Raw genomic sequence first — 16,159 nt, forward strand, 5'->3', positions numbered from 1 at the left:
GCCAACGAACGGCCGAGAGCCGAAACGACGGATGCCGCGCCCCACAGTGTGGGTCGCGGCATCCGTCGTCGTGACGTGTAGCGACTAGCGCTTGTCTGCGGCCAGCTCCTCTGCCACCAGGAACGCCAGCTCCAGCGACTGCATGTGGTTCAGGCGCGGGTCGCAGAGCGACTCGTAGCGCGTCGCCAGAGTGGCCTCATCGATGTGCTCGCTGCCGCCGAGGCACTCGGTGACGTCGTCACCGGTGAGCTCGACGTGGATGCCGCCGGGGTTCGTGCCGACGGCGCGGTGCGCCTCGAAGAAGCCCTTGACCTCGTCGACGACGTCGTCGAAACGACGCGTCTTGTAGCCGTTGGGGGTGGTGATGCCGTTGCCGTGCATGGGGTCGGTGACCCAGAGCGGCAGGGCGTCGCTGGCCTTGATGGCCTCGAGCAGCGGCGGCAGAGCCTCGCGGATCTTGCCTGCACCCATGCGGGTGATGAAGGTGAGGCGGCCGGGCTCGCGGTTCGGGTCGAGCTTGTCGACCAGGCGCAGCATGTCGTCGGTCGACGTGGTCGGGCCGAGCTTCACACCGATCGGGTTGCGTACGCGGCTGAGGAAGTCGACGTGGGCGCCGTCCAACTCGCGGGTGCGCTCACCGATCCAGATGAAGTGCGATGAGGTGTTGTACGGCGTTCCCGTGCGCGAGTCGATGCGCGTCAAGGGGCGCTCGTAGTCCATCAGCAGGCCTTCGTGGCCGGTGTAGAACTCGGTGCGCTTCAGCTCGTCGAAATCGGCGCCGCAGGCGGCCATGAAGCCGATCGCGCGGTCGATCTCCTTGGCCAGCTTCTCGTAGCGCTGGTTCGCCGGGTTGGCGGCGAAGCCCTGGTTCCAGCTGTGCACCTGGCGCAGGTCGGCGAAACCACCCTGTGTGAATGCACGGATCAGGTTCAGCGTCGACGCGGCCGTGTGGTAGCCCTTGATCAACCGCTGCGGGTCGGCCTGGCGCGACTCCGGCGTGAAGTCGTAGCCGTTGACGATGTCGCCGCGGTAGGCGGGCAGCGTTACGTCGCCGCGAGTCTCGTTGTCGCTGGAGCGCGGCTTGGCGAACTGGCCGGCCATGCGGCCCATCTTCACGACGGGCATGGATGCGCCGTAGGTGAGTACGACAGCCATCTGCAGCACGGTCTTGACCCGGTCACGGATCTGGTCGGCGGTCGCCCCGGCGAAGGTCTCGGCGCAGTCGCCGCCCTGCAACAGGAATGCCTTGCCCTGGGCCGCTGCGGCCAAACGGGTGCGCAGCTGGTCGACCTCGCCGGCGAACACCAGCGGGGGCAGCGTGGCCAGCTCGGCGGATGCCGCGGCGGTCGCCTCGGGGTCCTGCCAGTCTGGTTGCTGCTTGATGGGCAGGGTGCGCCAATAGTCCAGGCCGGCAATCACAGATGGATCTGCCAATACGACCGGTTCGGTGGGGTGTACCACGGGACTATTCCTGTTTTCTCGAGGCGGCGTCAGATGACGCCGGAATGACCGACCGCCGGATGCGGCAGTCGAATGCAAATTAGCCTAGCGCGAATGCGAGGCCCGCTGCTCCTTGACGGAGCTGGCGTAGACGTCGTCGTAGACCTGGCCACTGAGGGAGCGCAACTCGTACATCAACTCGTCCGTCACAGAGCGCAACACAAAACGGTCGCCTTCCATGCCCTCGAACCGGCTGAAGTCCAGCGGCTCACCGATGATGATCCCGATGCGGCGGATTTTGGGCAGCCGCTTGCCGATCGGCATCACCTTCTCGGTGTCGATCATGGCGACGGGAATGATGGGGACTCCGGCCTCAAGCACCATCCTGGCAACGCCCGTGCGTCCGCGGTACAGCTTCGCGTCTGGGCTGCGCGTGCCCTCCGGGTAGATGCCGAGCAGCTCGCCGCGCCCGAGCACGCCGAGGCCGGTGTTCAGCGAGGCCTCTGAGGCCTTTCCACCGGAGCGGTCGATGGGCAGCTGACCCGACGCGGTGAAGAAGAACCGTGTCAGCGCGCCCTTCAGTCCCTTGCCGGTGAAGTACTCGCTCTTGGCGAGGAACGCCATGCGGCGCTCCACGATGAGCGGCAGGAAGATCGAGTCGATGAACGACAGATGGTTGGAGGCGAGGATCGCTCCCCCGGACTTCGGTACGTTCTCCAGGCCGACGACCCAAGGGCGGAACAACGCGAGCAGGATCGGCCCGATCACGATGTTCTTCATGATCCAGTAGAACATGGCGTCGCCTCTCTACTCCTGACCTGTGCTCAGCCTAGCGAGGTCGGCCGCGCCCACGACGCCGGCATCGTTGACGAGTTCTGCGACGAGGAACTTCGGCTCCGGGTGGAAGCCGCGCGCCGGCAGGTGGTCGAGGTACGCCGAACGTATGGGCTCGAGCAGCAGCTCGCCGGCCGAGGCCACGCCGCCGCCAAAGACGAATACCTGTGGGTCCAGCACCGCCGAGAGGCTGGCGCTGGCCTGGCCGAGCCAGTGACCGAGCTGGCGGAGGGCCGCCAGGGCCCCGCCGTCGCCAGCGACGATCAGCTCTGCGACATCCTCGCCACGCAGCTCGCCGCGCTGTGCGCGCACCTCGGCCAGCGTCTGGCCGATGCCGCCGGCATCCGCATACTCGTTGGCCATGCGCAGCAGCGCGCGGCCGGAGCCGTACTGCTCGATGCAGCCGTGCGCGCCACACCCGCAGGGCAGGCCGTCCGGCACCACACGGAGGTGGCCGAGCTCTGCGCCGACACCGAAGCCACCGCGGAGCAGGCGGTCACGGCTGACGATGGCGCCGCCGACGCCGGTGCCGATCGTGAGCGTCACCATGTCGCTGTAGAGCCGGCCAGCGCCGTAGCGGAACTCGGCCCAGCCCGCGGCGTTGGCGTCGTTCTCGATCACGACGGGGAGGTCGAGGCGTGCCTCGAGCTTGGCCCGGAACGGCTCGTTGCGCCAGTTGATGTTGGGGGCGTAATAGACGGTGGACTGGGCGGCGTCGATGAAGCCGGCTGCCGCAACGCCGACGGCGGCGACCTGCTGGCCGGCGGAGAGGCCCTGGACCATGGCGACGACGGCGTCTTCGATCAGGCGCGGGTCACCCGCGGGGGTCGGCACGCGGTCGCTCTTCAGGATCGAGCCGAACTCGTCGACGAGTGCTCCGGCGATCTTCGTGCCGCCAATGTCGATTCCGATCGCGTGCACGTGCCACAGCCTTTCGCAGAGTTTCAATTGGGTGCGGCATCCGCGAGTGCCAGATCAGGCGGCGGCGCGCACCAGATTAGAGTGTAATCCCATACGCATTCCGGGACGCCCGCCCCGGCCACATCGCGCGCCCTCCCGCTCGCGCCGATAGGGTGGGTTCTATACATTTCCGGTACCAAAGGAGTTGCCGTGCAAGAATTCTCAACACCCGCCCTCGTGGTGGCCGATCCTCAGGCCAATGTCACTGACCTCCTGATCCAGCGGGTTGCGGCCACCCCCGAGCTCGTGCTGTTCTCCCTACCCCAGGGCGACGGCTGGTCGCCGGTCACCGCAGCGGAGTTCCACCGCCAGGTCGTCGCGCTCGCCAAGGGCCTCGTCGCCGCCGGCATCCAGCCAGGCGACAAGATCGGCCTGATGAGCAAGACCCGCTACGAGTGGACGCTCATCGACTTCGCCACCTGGTTCGCCGGGGCCATCCTGGTGCCGATCTACGAGACCAGCTCCCCCACCCAGGTGCACTGGAACCTCACAGACTCCGGCGCCACCTCGCTGATTCTGGAGACTCCCGACCACTTCGCTCGCTTCGATGAGGTGCGCGCCGACCTGCCCGCCGTTGCCAACGTCTGGCAGGTCGACCTCGGTGACCTCGACAAGCTGGTCGCCAGCGGCGTCGAAGTGCCGGATGCCGAGATCGAGCGCCGCCGCAACCTCGCCACTGGCGCCGACATGGCCACCCTCATCTACACCTCCGGCTCGACCGGCCGTCCGCGCGGCTGCGTGCTGACACACTCCAACTTCCTCGAGCTCTCCCGCAACGCCGCGGTCGCGCTCAGGGAGGTCTTGGAGGACCCGAACGGTGCATCCACGCTGCTCTTCATCACAACGGCGCACGTGTTTGCCCGCTTCATCACCGTGCTCTGCGTGCACGCCGGCGTGCGCGTCGGCCACCAGCCCGACACCCGGTTCCTGCTGCCGTCGATGGCCAGCTTCCAGCCCACCTTCCTGCTGGCGGTGCCGCGCGTGTTCGAGAAGGTCTACAACAGCTCGGAGCAGAAGGCCGAGGGCGCCGGCAAAGGCAAGATCTTCCGCAAAGCCGCGGATGTCGCCGTCGCTCACTCGAAGGCCAAGGAGGCCGGCCGCGTCGGCCTCGGCCTGGAACTGCAGTACCGCCTCTTCGACGCGCTCGTGCTGAAGAAGATCCGTGCCGCCCTCGGCGGCAAGGTGAAGTACGCCGTCTCGGGCTCCGCGCCGCTCGGCCAGCGCCTCGGCCACTTCTACCACTCGCTCGGCATTGTCATCCTCGAGGGCTACGGCCTGACCGAGACGACGGCTCCGGCCACGGTGAACCTGGCCACGAAGGCGAAGATCGGCACCGTCGGCCCGCCCCTCCCCGGCAACGCCGTGCGCATCGCCGAGGACGGCGAGGTTCTGGTCAAGGGCAGTTGCGTGTTCAAGGAGTACTGGAACAACCCGGAGGCCACCGCTGAGGCATTCACCGACGGCTGGTTGAAGACCGGCGACCTCGGCTCCTTCGACTCCGACGGCTTCCTGACCATCACGGGCCGCAAGAAGGAGATCATCGTGACCGCCGGAGGCAAGAACGTTGCCCCGGCCGGCCTCGAGGACCCGATCCGCTCCAACCCTCTGGTTGGCCAGGTCGTCGTCGTCGGCGACCAGAAGCCGTTCATCTCGGCGCTGATCACCCTCGACCCCGAGATGCTGCCGGTCTGGCTGAACAACCATGGCGAGGATGCCGCGATGACGCTCGAGGAGGCATGCGCCAACCCGGCCGTGCTGGCCGAGCTGCAGCGTGCCGTCGACGCCGCCAACGAGACAGTCTCGCGGGCGGAGTCGATCCGCAAGTTCCGTGTGCTGCCCCTCGAGCTGACGGAGGCCAGCGGCCACCTCACGCCGAAGCTCAGCATCAAGCGCAACATCGTGCTGGCGGACTTCGCCGGTGAGATCGACAGCATGTACTCCGGCGCTCCCGCCACGGAGGGCATCAGCGTGCAGTAACAGCGTGCGTCTATGGAGCGGGTCGGTCACCTCGGTGGCCGGCCCGCTCTGTTGTTGGCGGTGCCCCGGGCATCGGCGGCCGCGCTGCGGTGTGCGGGCAGCCGTGGTTTTGACAGGCTCAACCAGCGGGAGTCCCCCGCCGGCCCGCCCAGGGCGTTGGGGCTTAGCCCCCATTCGGACTATTTCAGTGTGAGCACAACCGCAGTCATGCCTGTCTCGGGGTAGGTACATGAGTACGAGCCATAAATGTTCACCTCGGTTCCGCTCAACTCCGAGTCCACAGCAACGACGGCTACAGATGCTCTCATTCCGGCTTCTCCGCTGAATTCCAGCACGCCACCGCGCTCATCTACGGAGGTGAACCCGGCCGCCAACAACCGTTCCACTGCTTCCTCGGCGTGCCCGGCTCCCTCCAAGCCGATCAATCTCTTGTGCACGCTGCCGCTCGGGTTGATGAAACCCGGCACACGCGTGAAGTCACAGGCAATCTCACTGATGCTCGACAGCTCAAGCTCGTCGAGAACATCGTTCAACCTCACGATCCGCGGATCCGGACCCTGCGCACAGCCTGTCAGAACAGCGAGCAACCCGCTCGCCACAAGAATCACACTCACACGCCCCGGCCTCACATTTTCCCCCTTGGATAGCTACATGTGCAGGATCCGAGTATGCACGGAAAGTCCCGGCGCGGGTGTGACGTGTTTCGACAAGCTCAACCAACCGGTACCGACGCAGCCCGTGCTCGTTTCCCCGGCGCGGCGCCCGGAACACCGGCGGAGCGCACGCGCGCACGGGGGTTTCGACAGGCTCAACCAGCGGGCCCAAGCTCAACCGGCGGGTCCAAGCTCAACCAGTGGGTACGGGCTCGAGCGGCGGGCGCCGCGGCATCCGACCTAGAACCAGGCGGACTCGCGCACCTGCTTCATCGCCAGGCGACGACCGTCGCCGGTCAGCCGGTCCAGGTAGAGCTTCCCGTTGAGGTGGTCGGTCTCGTGCTGCAGCGCCTGCGCCATCAGCCCAGTGCCGGAGAGCTCGACGGGCTTGCCGTCGAGGTCGATGCCGCTCACGCGGGCGTATGGGTAGCGCAGTGTGTCGTGCCAGAGCTCCGGCACCGACAGGCAGCCCTCGCCGACGAACTCCGGCTCGCCGGAAAGCTCCTCGATGACGGGGTTCAGGATGTAGCCGACCTCGCCGTCGACGTTGTAGCTGAACGCGCGCAGGTTGACGCCGATCTGCGGGGCGGCGACGCCGGCCCGGCCGGGCAGCTTCACACTGTCAATCAGGTCTTGCACGAGCGAGCGCACCCGCGCGTCGATCACGGTGATCGGCTCGGAAACGGTCTTCAGAACGGGGTCGCCGAAGAGGCGGATCTCACGAACGGTCATGCGCTGTTACAGGGTCCTGTCGGTCGGCAGGCCCTCAACCACCAGCGCGGCGAGGGTGCGCGCGGAGTGGCGGGTCAGGGGCTTCAGGTCTTCGTAGTTGACGACGGAGCCGGCTGCCAGCTGCGGGTCGTAGGGAATGCGCACGATCTCGCGCACGCGCGACTGGAAGTGCGACTCGATCTCTTCGAGCTTGACCAGGTTGGTGCCCTGGGTGGCCGTGTTGATCGCGACGACCGCGTTGCGAACCAGGTCGCCGTAGCCGTTGGCCTCGAGCCAGGTGAGGGTCTCGGATGCCAGCCGCGCCTCGTCGACGCTGCCGCCGGAGACGATAACGATCGAGTCGGCGCGCTGCAGGGTGGCCCGCATGACGGAGTGCACGATGCCGGTTCCGCAGTCGGTGAGCACGATCGAGTAGAAGCGTGCGGCCAGGTCGGCGACGACGTTGTAGTCGTTCTCGTCGAAGGCCTCAGAGAGCATCGGGTCGGTGTCGGACGCGAGGATGTCGAGCCGCGTCTCGTCGCGGGAGACCAGCGAGGAGAAGTCGGTGAAGCCGGTGATGGTGTGCGCCTTGGTGACGACGTCGCGCACTGTGGCGCGGGTCTGCTTGGTGACGCGCTCCGACAGCGTGCCGCGGTCGGGGTTCGCGTCGACGGCGATAATGCGGTCCTCGCGGGCATCGGCCAGAGCCATGCCGAGCAGGGTGGTGACGGTGGTCTTGCCGACGCCGCCCTTGCGCGTCAGGATCGGCACGAAACGGGTGCCGCCGGTGAACTGCTTGGCGATGCGATCGGTCATGGCCTGTTCGGCCCGCACCTTCGCCGAGTCGCCGAGGTTCACGCCGTGGAACGTCGCGTTGTAGACGAACCGGTTCCAGCCGCCCTTGGGCGCCGGGCGGGTGCGCCGGTTGACCTCGAGCAGGCGGTCGGCGGTGAGCATGCCGGCATCCTCCGGCCCGTCGCCGCGCACGTTCGGGGTGGGCTCCTCGTAGCCGGTCGACGACGACATGTCGACGTGTGCGGAGCGCACCCGTTCGCGCCGGGACTGCTGCGCGGCTGTCGCGGCATCCGTCGCCAGCAGCTTGTCGTAGGGCGAGGCGGCGGCAGGTGCCGACGCCAGCGCCGAATAGCTGGAGCGGCGCAGCGGCGGCGTGATGACCTCGACAGAGGTCGTCGTCGGGTCGGCCGACTCGACGAAACCGGGGTTGACGCCGGTCTCATCGATGGCGACGGCAGCCTCGTCCGCCGGCATGACCCTGGCCGGTGCCGGCGGGAGATCCACCTGAATGCTCAGGCTCTCGGGCAGCGACGATGCAAGGCTGTCGATTGTTTCCGGCGGCAGCTCGCTGTTGTACTCGTCGTTGCTCGTCTTCGTGTTGGGCACGGTGTCTTTCCCCTTATTTCGCGCAGAACTAGCGGTTCAACCTTAGCGCGGTCGCACAACCACCAGGAGATCGCCGGCATCCACCTGCTGCGTCTTGGGGATCGCGAGGCGCTCGATCACACCTGCGATGGGCGAGGTGATCGCGGCTTCCATCTTCATGGCCTCGATCGACGCGACGGTCTGGCCGGCTGCAACCTCTGCACCCAGCTCGAGCTGCAGCGTGACGACGCCAGAGAACGGTGCGGCGATCTGGCCGGGCTGGGAGGCGTCGGCCTTCTCGGCGACCTTGGACTCGACGGTGATGCTGCGGTCGCGCACGAAGACGGGGCGCAGCTGGCCGTTGAGGATGGTCATGACGGTGCGCATGCCCTTGTCGTCTGCCTCGCCGATGGCCTCCAGGCCGGCGTAGAGGCGCACACCCTTCTCGATCTCGACGACGTGCTCGCCGCCGGGGCGCAGGCCGTAGAGGTAGTCGAGAGTGTCGACGCTGGAGAGGTCGCCGAACAGTTCGCGAATCTGCTCGAACTGGCGGGTCGGCGCGGGGAAGAGCAGGCGGTTGAGGGTTGCGCGGCGGGTCTCGCTGTCGCCCTCCAGACCGGCACGGTCTTCCGCGCTGATCTCGGTGACACCGACGCGCACGTTGCGCCCGGCCAGCACCTTGGTGCGGAAGGGCTCCGGCCAGCCGCCGGGCAGCTCACCGAGCTCGCCGGCCATGAAACCGATGACGGAGTCCGGCACGTCGTAGCGCTCCGGGTTGGCCTCGAAATCGGCCGGGTCGGCGCGCACCGCGGCCAGGTGCAGGGCGAGGTCGCCGACGACCTTCGACGACGGGGTCACCTTGGGGACCCGGCCGAGGATGGTGTTCGCGGCGGCGTACATGTCTTCAACCAGCTCGAAGTCGTCGGCCAGGCCGAGCGCGATCGCCTGCTGGCGCAGGTTGGAGAGCTGGCCGCCGGGGATCTCGTGCTTGTAGACGCGGCCGGTGGGGCCGGCCAGGCCGGACTCGAACGGGCGGTAGACCTGGCGCACGGCCTCCCAGTAGGGCTCGAGGTCCGAGACGGCCGAGAGCGAGATGCCGGTGTCCCGCTCGGTGTGCGCGAGCGCGGCAACGAGCGAGGAGGCGGAGGGCTGGCTGGTGGTGCCGGCCATGGGGGCGGATGCCACGTCGACGGCGTCGGCGCCGGCACGGGCCGCCGCGAGCAGGGTCGCCAGCTGGCCACCGGGGGTGTCGTGGGTGTGCACGTGCACCGGCAGGTCGAAACGCTCGCGCAGGGCTCCGACGAGCTTCTCGGCGGCGGAGGGGCGCAGCAGTCCGGCCATGTCCTTGATGGCGAGGATGTGCGCGCCGGAGTCAACGATCTGCTCGGCCAGACGCAGGTAGTAGTCCAGCGTGTACAGGTTCTCGGCCGGGTCGAGCAGGTCGCCGGTGTAGCAGAGCGCCACCTCGGCGATCGCGTGGCCGGTCTCCAGCACGGAATCGATCGCGGGGCGCATCTGCGAGACGTCGTTGAGGGCGTCGAAGATGCGGAAGATGTCGACACCGGTCGCGGCGGCCTCACGCACGAAGGCGTCGGTCACCTCGGTCGGGTACGGCGTGTAGCCGACCGTGTTGCGGCCGCGCAGCAGCATCTGGATGTTGATGTTCGGCAGCGCCTCGCGCAGGGCGGCGAGGCGCTCCCACGGGTCTTCGCCGAGGAAGCGCAGGGCCACGTCGTAGGTGGCACCGCCCCAGGCCTCGACGGAGAGCAGTTCGGGGGTGAGCCGCGCCACGTACGGCGCGACGCTGACCAGGTCACGCGTGCGCACCCGGGTCGCCAGCAGCGACTGGTGGGCGTCACGGAAGGTGGTGTCGGTCACGGCGAGGGCGGTCTGGGCGCGGAGGGCGGCGGCGAAGCCGACCGGGCCGAGCTCCTGCAGCTTCTGCCGGGACCCGGCGGGGGCCGGGACGCTGAGGTCGAGCTTGGGCAGCTTGTCGGCCGGGTGAACGAGCGACACGGGCTTGCCATTGGGCTGGTTGACGGTGACATCCGCCAGCCAGTTCAGGATCTTCGTTCCGCGGTCCTTGGAGACGCGGCCACGCAGCAGCTGCGGGCGCTCGTCGATGAAGGAGGTGCTGAGGTCGCCGGCCGCGAACGACGGGTCCTCGAGCACGGCCTGCAGGAAGGAGATGTTGGTGGAGACGCCGCGGATGCGGAACTCGGCCAGGGCGCGCTTGGACCGGGCGACGGCCGCGGGGAAGTCGCGGCCCCGGCAGGTGAGCTTGGCCAGCATGGAGTCGAAGTGCGGGCTGATCTGGGCGCCCGGGTTGATGGTTCCGCCGTCGAGGCGGATGCCGGCACCGCCCGGTGAGCGGTAGGTGGTGATCTTGCCGGTGTCCGGACGGAATCCGGCCGTCGGGTCCTCCGTGGTGATGCGGCACTGCAGTGCGGCGCCGCGCAGCTTGATGTCCTTCTGCTCGAGTCCGAGGTCGGCGAGGGTCTCGCCCGCCGCGATGCGGATCTGCGCCTGCACCAGGTCGACGTCCGTCACTTCTTCTGTGACGGTGTGCTCGACCTGGATGCGCGGGTTCATCTCGATGAAGACGTGCTGGCCGGCACGCTCGCCGGCGGTGTCGAGCAGGAACTCGACGGTTCCGGCGTTGACGTAGTTGATGGACTTGGCGAAGGCGATGGCGTCGGCGTAGAGCTCTGCACGCTTCTCGTCGCTCAGGTTCGGCGCCGGGGCGATCTCGACGACCTTCTGGTGGCGACGCTGCACGGAGCAGTCGCGCTCGAAGAGGTGGACGGTGCCGCCCTGACTGTCGGCGAGGATCTGCACCTCGATGTGGCGCGGGCGGAGAACGGCCTGCTCCAGGAACATGGTGGAGTCGCCGAAGGCGCTGTCGGCCTCGCGCATCGCCTCTTCGAGGGAGCCGCGCAGCTCGGCCTTGCTGTTGACACGGCGCATGCCGCGCCCGCCGCCGCCGGCGACGGCCTTGGCAAAGATCGGGAAGCCGATGTCGTCGGCCTGCGAGAGCAGGAGCTCGACGTCGCGGGACGGCGGGGTGGAGCGCAGCACCGGCACGCCGGCGGCGATCGCGTACTCCTTGGCGGTGACCTTGTTGCCGGCCATCTCCAGTACTTCCTTGTGCGGGCCGATGAACGTGATGCCGTGGGCGCGCGCGGCGTCGGCAAGCTCAGGGTTCTCGGAGAGGAAGCCGTATCCGGGGTAGATGGCGTCTGCACCACTGTCGAGCGCGACACGGATGATCTCGTTGACATCGAGGTATGCGCGCACCGGGTGACCCGGCTCGCCGATCTGGTAGGCCTCGTCAGCCTTCAGCCGGTGCAGGGAGTTTCGGTCCTCATAAGGGAAGACCGCAACGGTCTTCGCACCGAGCTCTACTGCAGCGCGAAATGCACGAATGGCGATTTCGCCTCGATTGGCAACAAGGATCTTCTGGAACATGCAGGCCTTTCAGACGCCCCGGGCATTCAGCCGACGGTTAGGTTCTCTAAGACTAGTGAAGGTAACGTGTCTTCTTGTGCACGTTCTCTCTGTCAGCTCCCTCAAGGGTGGCGTCGGCAAGACCACAGTGACTCTGGGTCTTGCATCGGCGGCCTTCGCGCGCGGCATCCGAACCCTCGTGGTGGATTTGGACCCTCAGTCCGACGTCTCCACAGGGATGGATATCCAAGTCGCGGGGCACCTCAACGTCGCCGACGTGCTTGCTTCTCCCAAAGAGAAGGTGGTGCGTTCTGCCATCGCGCCCTCCGGCTGGACCAAGGTCCGCGCCGGAAGCGTGATCGATGTCATGATCGGCAGCCCGTCTGCCATCAACTTCGACGGCCCACACCCGAGCATCCGCGATATCTGGAAACTCGAAGAAGCCCTCGCGAATGTTGAGAAAGATTACGAACTCGTTCTGATCGACTGCGCGCCATCGCTGAATGCGCTCACCAGGACCGCCTGGGCGGCCAGCGACCGAGTCGCCGTCGTCACCGAGCCCGGACTGTTCTCTGTGGCTGCGGCCGACCGCGCGCTGCGCGCCATTGAGGAGATCCGCCGCGGTCTCTCGCCGCGCCTGCAGCCGCTCGGCATCATCGTCAACCGCGCACGCACCGCGTCGCTGGAGCACCAGTTCCGCATCAAGGAGCTGCGCGACATGTTCGGTCCGCTGGTGCTCAGCCCCCAGCTGCCGGAGCGCACGTCGCTGCAGCAGGCTCAGGGCGCCGCCCAGCCGCTGCACATCTGGCCGGGCGACAGCGCCCAGGAGATGGCGCGCTATTTCGACCAGCTGCTCGACCGGGTGCTGCGCACCGCGAAGATCGAGAAGTACGCGGAGACGCCGGGACCGTAACGGGCATTCGGGTGGATGACGCGGGTTATTGCGTCAGCGTGCCCGTAGCCGTTCTGCGGATGAGACGGCCGACACGCCGCAGGAACGCGCTCGCACAGGTCTTTTTCCGGCCCGCATCCGCGAACCGACAGACGGTGCCCGGTTTCGACAGGCTCAACCAACGGATGCAGGCTCAACCAACGGATGCAGGCTCACCCAGCGGCGGCGTCCAGCGTGTGACGTCCGTCGATCGAGGAGGCCGTCTACGGCCGTATCGAGATCCGGCTAGGAGATCTTCTTGCGGGTCGCTCGGCGGGCGGCGAGCTCGTCGCCGGCATCCGTCTGCACGTTGAGCTCGACCAGGCTGGTCTCCACCTCGCGCAGCACTTTGCCGACGGCGATGCCGAAGACACCCTGGCCGCGGCTGACGAGGTCGATGACCTCGTCGTCGGAGGTGCACAGGTAGACGCTGGCGCCGTCGCTCATCAACGTGGTCTGGGCGAGGTCGTTGACCCCGCTCTCGCGCAGCTGGTTGACAGCGGTGCGGATCTGCTGGAGCGAGATACCGGTGTCGAGCAGACGCTTGACGAGCTTGAGTACGAGGATGTCGCGGAAGCCGTAGAGGCGCTGCGTACCGGAGCCGGCCGCGCCGCGCACGGTGGGCTCGACGAGTTCGGTGCGGGCCCAATAGTCCAGCTGGCGGTAGCTGATGCCGGCGGCACGGGCCGCGACGGCACCGCGATAACCGGCAGAGTCATCGAGTTCGGGCAGGCCGTCGGTGAAGAGCAGACCGAGGTCGTAGCGGTCTTGCTCGCTTCGACTGAGTTCACTCATGCGGTTGCCTCTCAAACGGTGTGGGGCGTCGTTCGCCCTACCAGTGCAACGCTACCGAGCGCGAGGCCCCCCGGCAACGACATCCGATCAACGGATTCGGCGTGTCGCGGGTCAGGAGGTCAGGCGACCGAGCGCGGATCGGATCAGGCTACTACGCACCACTGAGAGCTGACCGGCGATGTCGTGCGCGCGCTCAACGGCGTGGGCCCTGCTGGAGGCGTCTCGGCGGCGCGACAGGGGCGCGAGGGCGGACTCGATGAGGCCGAGTTCGCGCTCGGCGGCACCGCGGAAACCGCGCAGGTGGCGGGGCTCAATGCCGGAGCGCTGCAACTCGACCAGGGCGCGCACCACGCTGAGGGTGTCGTCGGTGTACACCTCGGAGGGCGAGACGAGGGAGGCTGCGATCGCGTCGTCGAGCAGTGTCGCGGAGGCTCCGGATTCCCGCAACAGCTCCTCGCGGGCGTAGCGGCGCACGGCCGAGAGCATGGAGGGCCCGGCCGTCGCACCGGGCAGCGCGGGCGCGCGACCGGCATCCAGCTCGTCCAGGTAACTGCGGATCACCTTGAGCGGCAGGTATTGGTCCCGCTGCATGGAGAGGATGAGCCGCAGCCGGTCGAGGTCGGCCGCGCAGAATTTGCGGTAGCCGGACTCGGTGCGGGCGGGTGAGACCAGCCCTTGCTCCTCGAGGAAGCGGAGCTTTGACGGGGTGAGTTCGGGGAACTCCGCGTTCAGCCTGGCCAGAACCTGCCCGATGCTCAGCATCGGCGCCGGCCCGGCGTTGCGAGCCCTGGCCGTGGAAGCGGGCACTACTCGCTCGCCGCTTGGGCGAGGTCGAGCCGCGAGGCGTAGAACGTGAGACGGAACTTGCCCACCTGAACCTCGGCCCCGTCGCTGAGCAACGCGGTCTCGATGCGCACACCGTCGAAGTAGGTGCCGTTCAGCGAGCCGAGGTCTTTGACCTCGAACGCGGTGCCGTGGCGCAGGAACTCTGCGTGCCGACGCGAGACGGTGACATCGTCGAGGAAGATGTCGGCATCCGGGTGGCGGCCGGCGCTCGTGACGTCGGCATCAAGGAGGAAGCGGGCCCCTGTATTGGGGCCACGGCGAACGATCAGAATCGCGGATCCAGACGGGAGAGCGGCTATTGCATCCGCTTCTTCCTCGCTGATATCGCCGTCGATGGCCACAAGCTGCGCGGCCAGTTCGCGGCTGAAAGCCAGCGTCGTATCCACCAATTTTGCGTGCGCCTGCGTGTGGTTCAACGGCGCAGCACCCTCGGTGTTCGAGTTCTTCTGCTCGGAATCGCCCACGTTAACCTCCCCTATGGTTCCAGCGTATCGGATTGGCGGGGTACAACGGCACGGGGAAGCCGAATAACGCGCAGAGTTTCGATCAGGTAGATGGCGCCGGCCCACCAGTACAGGAAGGCTCCCCAGAGCGTGATCGCCCAGGCAACGGGCTGACTGAACGCGGCGATCTCCGGCACGGCCAGGCCGAGCATGATCAGCGGCAGGCCGAGGAAGAGCGCGAAGGTGGCCACCTTGCCGAGCAAGTGCACCGGCAGCGGGCCGAAGCCGTAGTTCGCCAGCACGACGCCGAGCACCAGCAACAGCACGTCGCGGCCGACGACGACCGCCACGATCCACCACGGCACGAGGTCGCGCCAGGCGAGCCCGATGATGGCGGCGAAGATGTACAGCCTGTCTGCCGCCGGGTCGAGCAGCTGGCCGAGCCTGCTCTGCTGGTTGAAGCGGCGCGCGATGTAGCCGTCGAGGAAGTCGGTGACGCTGGAGATGACGAGCACGACGAGCGCCGCGGCATCCTTGCCCTGGATCAACAAGACCAGGAAGACGGGCACCAGCAGCAGCCGGGCGAAACTCAACACGTTGGGCACCGTGAAGACTCGGTCACTCAGCTGTGCCTGCCCCGTGTTGTTCCCGCTCACGTTCTCGAGTCTATCCAGCTGCCGCGCCGGGCAACCGGAGGCGCAGCCGCGGCCACGCCGCCGCGAATCCCGGGTGCAGCGCGCGTTCGGCCACCAGCTCGGGCACGACCCACTCCAGCGCGATGCTCTCTGGATCGCTGATGACCGCCTCGAACGGGGTCACCACCTCGGCGATGACGGTGGTGTAGCTCCACACGCCGCGGTCCAGCACGTAGTCGCCGAGCACCCGGACCGCGGTCGCCGGCACGCCAGCCTCCTCATTGGCCTCGCGCAGTGCGGCATCCGCCGCGCTCTCGCCCGCGTGCCGCGCGCCGCCCGGCAGTCCCCAAGTACCGCCGTGGTGGCTCCACTCGGCGCGGTGCTGCAGCAGCACGCCCCGGTGCGGGTCGGCGACGAGCAGCCCGGCCGCGCCGAAACGGCCCCAGAACTTGCTGCCGTCCGGGCCGAAGACCCACGCGTCGCCGCTGTCGCGCGGCGCGGATGCCGGCGGGAACGATTTCAGGGTCATGAGTGCCTCCGGGTCAAGGCTACGCTCCCCCGCGCCCCGGCCCGCTACACGGCGTAACGCTCCCCTAGGCTGGGGCATGGCACAGGAGGGAACGGCGCGGGTCGACAGCTGGCTCTGGGCTGTGCGGCTGTTCAAGACGCGCTCGGCCGCGACGGCCGCCTGCCGAGCCGGGCACGTGCGCATCAACGGCGAACGGGTGAAGGCAGCGCAGGGCGTGCGCATCGGCGACGAGGTGCGCATCCGCATCGCCGGCTTCGACCGGATCGTCGAGGTGCGCCGACTGGTGGTCAAGCGGGTCGGCGCGGAGATCGCCGCCGAATGCATCATCGACAAGACTCCTCCCCCACCGCCGAAGTCGGAGCTGGCGCTGCTGCCAGTGCGCGACAGGGGCGCCGGGCGGCCCACCAAACGAGACCGCAGGGAGATCGAGAAGCTCCGCGGCGACCGCGACCTGGGCAGCGACCTGGGCAGCGACCTGGGCAGCGATCTGGGCAGCGATTTGCGCAGCGATTTGCGCAGCGAAAGAGAATAGTCCTCATTACATGTCGATTACGGCATGCACCCGGACGTAAAGTTCA

Annotated in this window: 15 protein-coding genes; 3 read left to right on the forward strand and 12 right to left on the reverse strand. The window is 67.8% G+C overall.

Annotated elements, in window-relative coordinates; all coding sequences use genetic code 11:
* Positions 1 to 84 precede the first annotated feature (84 nt).
* The 3 genes from AWU67_RS07445 to AWU67_RS07455 form a co-directional block, all read right to left on the reverse strand.
* Positions 85 to 1,419 (reverse strand): class II 3-deoxy-7-phosphoheptulonate synthase, encoded by a 1,335-nt coding sequence (locus tag AWU67_RS07445; protein ID WP_129586798.1) that lies wholly within the window; start codon positions 1,417 to 1,419, stop codon positions 85 to 87.
* Between the two features lie 126 nt (positions 1,420 to 1,545).
* Positions 1,546 to 2,235, reverse strand: a complete 690-nt coding sequence (locus AWU67_RS07450; RefSeq protein ID WP_067227446.1) for a lysophospholipid acyltransferase family protein — start codon at positions 2,233 to 2,235, stop codon at positions 1,546 to 1,548.
* A gap of 12 nt (positions 2,236 to 2,247) precedes the next feature.
* Positions 2,248 to 3,195 (reverse strand): ROK family glucokinase, encoded by a 948-nt coding sequence (locus AWU67_RS07455; RefSeq protein ID WP_067227448.1) that lies wholly within the window; start codon positions 3,193 to 3,195, stop codon positions 2,248 to 2,250.
* 189 nt (positions 3,196 to 3,384) lie between these two features.
* On the opposite strand from AWU67_RS07455, the gene AWU67_RS07460 reads away from it, so the two are divergent.
* Positions 3,385 to 5,211, forward strand: coding sequence for an AMP-dependent synthetase/ligase (locus AWU67_RS07460; protein ID WP_067227450.1), 1,827 nt, complete (start codon positions 3,385 to 3,387; stop codon positions 5,209 to 5,211).
* A gap of 179 nt (positions 5,212 to 5,390) precedes the next feature.
* Here the strand turns inward: AWU67_RS07460 and AWU67_RS07465 are convergent, their stop codons facing one another.
* The 4 genes from AWU67_RS07465 to AWU67_RS07480 form a co-directional block, all read right to left on the reverse strand.
* Positions 5,391 to 5,825: a hypothetical protein gene (locus AWU67_RS07465; RefSeq protein ID WP_129586657.1), complete on the reverse strand. Its 435-nt coding sequence runs from the start codon at positions 5,823 to 5,825 to the stop codon at positions 5,391 to 5,393.
* A gap of 279 nt (positions 5,826 to 6,104) precedes the next feature.
* On the reverse strand, positions 6,105 to 6,596 hold the full coding sequence (gene def, locus AWU67_RS07470; RefSeq protein ID WP_067227455.1) for a peptide deformylase: 492 nt from the start codon (positions 6,594 to 6,596) through the stop codon (positions 6,105 to 6,107).
* A gap of 6 nt (positions 6,597 to 6,602) precedes the next feature.
* Positions 6,603 to 7,976, reverse strand: a complete 1,374-nt coding sequence (locus AWU67_RS07475; RefSeq protein WP_067227457.1) for a MinD/ParA family ATP-binding protein — start codon at positions 7,974 to 7,976, stop codon at positions 6,603 to 6,605.
* A gap of 42 nt (positions 7,977 to 8,018) precedes the next feature.
* Positions 8,019 to 11,423: a pyruvate carboxylase gene (locus tag AWU67_RS07480; RefSeq protein WP_067227461.1), complete on the reverse strand. Its 3,405-nt coding sequence runs from the start codon at positions 11,421 to 11,423 to the stop codon at positions 8,019 to 8,021.
* A gap of 76 nt (positions 11,424 to 11,499) precedes the next feature.
* Between AWU67_RS07480 and AWU67_RS07485 the strand changes: the two genes are divergently transcribed.
* Positions 11,500 to 12,315, forward strand: coding sequence for a ParA family protein (locus AWU67_RS07485; RefSeq protein WP_067227462.1), 816 nt, complete (start codon positions 11,500 to 11,502; stop codon positions 12,313 to 12,315).
* Between the two features lie 264 nt (positions 12,316 to 12,579).
* On the opposite strand, the gene AWU67_RS07490 is transcribed toward AWU67_RS07485, so the two are convergent.
* The 5 genes from AWU67_RS07490 to AWU67_RS07510 form a co-directional block, all read right to left on the reverse strand.
* The gene (locus AWU67_RS07490; protein ID WP_067227465.1) at positions 12,580 to 13,128 is read right to left on the reverse strand and encodes a MerR family transcriptional regulator; all 549 of its coding nucleotides are present in this window, start codon (positions 13,126 to 13,128) and stop codon (positions 12,580 to 12,582) included.
* A gap of 111 nt (positions 13,129 to 13,239) precedes the next feature.
* Positions 13,240 to 13,935: a MerR family transcriptional regulator gene (locus AWU67_RS07495; RefSeq protein WP_067227467.1), complete on the reverse strand. Its 696-nt coding sequence runs from the start codon at positions 13,933 to 13,935 to the stop codon at positions 13,240 to 13,242.
* Positions 13,935 to 14,330 carry an FHA domain-containing protein gene (locus tag AWU67_RS07500; RefSeq protein ID WP_425339202.1) on the reverse strand — a complete coding sequence of 132 codons (396 nt, stop codon included), beginning with the start codon at positions 14,328 to 14,330 and terminating at the stop codon, positions 13,935 to 13,937. Before AWU67_RS07500 ends, AWU67_RS07495 begins: the two co-directional genes overlap by 1 nt.
* Before the next feature lie 119 nt (positions 14,331 to 14,449).
* The gene (locus AWU67_RS07505; RefSeq protein WP_067227469.1) at positions 14,450 to 15,073 is read right to left on the reverse strand and encodes a CDP-alcohol phosphatidyltransferase family protein; all 624 of its coding nucleotides are present in this window, start codon (positions 15,071 to 15,073) and stop codon (positions 14,450 to 14,452) included.
* 10 nt (positions 15,074 to 15,083) lie between these two features.
* Positions 15,084 to 15,581 (reverse strand): NUDIX domain-containing protein, encoded by a 498-nt coding sequence (locus AWU67_RS07510; protein ID WP_067227472.1) that lies wholly within the window; start codon positions 15,579 to 15,581, stop codon positions 15,084 to 15,086.
* Positions 15,582 to 15,657: 76 nt separating this feature from the next.
* Between AWU67_RS07510 and AWU67_RS07515 the strand changes: the two genes are divergently transcribed.
* Entirely contained in the window at positions 15,658 to 16,113 is a 456-nt protein-coding gene (locus AWU67_RS07515; protein WP_082716837.1) for an RNA-binding S4 domain-containing protein, read from the forward strand.
* Positions 16,114 to 16,159 lie beyond the last annotated feature (46 nt).

Origin of the sequence: Microterricola viridarii, assembly GCF_001542775.1 — a bacterium.
In the GTDB taxonomy this organism is placed as follows: domain Bacteria; phylum Actinomycetota; class Actinomycetes; order Actinomycetales; family Microbacteriaceae; genus Microterricola; species Microterricola viridarii_A.